The following is a 335-nucleotide window of genomic DNA, read 5'->3' as shown; positions in this document are numbered from 1 at the left end:
CGGGTCAGGCGCGGCAGCAGGTAGACGATGGCCATGGTGGCCGCGACCAGCCCGGTCATTACGTACAGAGGCGTGCCGCTGAGCCAGGTGTCACCGCTCTTGAAATGCTCCAGCTGCGCCAAGGCAATGATGATCGCCAGGCCGTTGACGAACCCGAGCATCACCGGGTGCGGCACCATGCGCACCAGCTTGCCCAGGCGCAACAGGCCGAAGGCGACCATGATCAACCCGCCCAGTAATACCGTGGCCAACAGATACTGCACGCCGTGCTGCACCACCAGCGCGACGATCACCACCGCCATCGAGCCGGCGGCCCCGGAGACCATGCCAGGCCG

At 66.3% G+C, this 335-nt stretch carries 1 protein-coding gene; it reads right to left on the bottom strand.

What is annotated here, in order from left to right; genetic code table 11:
• Positions 1–335 (bottom strand): SulP family inorganic anion transporter (locus tag HX846_RS38170; protein ID WP_178967573.1); only part of this gene is annotated, 335 nt, incomplete at both ends.

The sequence above is a fragment of the Pseudomonas sp. K5002 genome, from assembly GCF_013386655.1.
Taxonomy (GTDB): Bacteria; Pseudomonadota; Gammaproteobacteria; order Pseudomonadales; family Pseudomonadaceae; genus Aquipseudomonas.
This window is presented reverse-complemented; position numbering and strand designations above follow the sequence as displayed.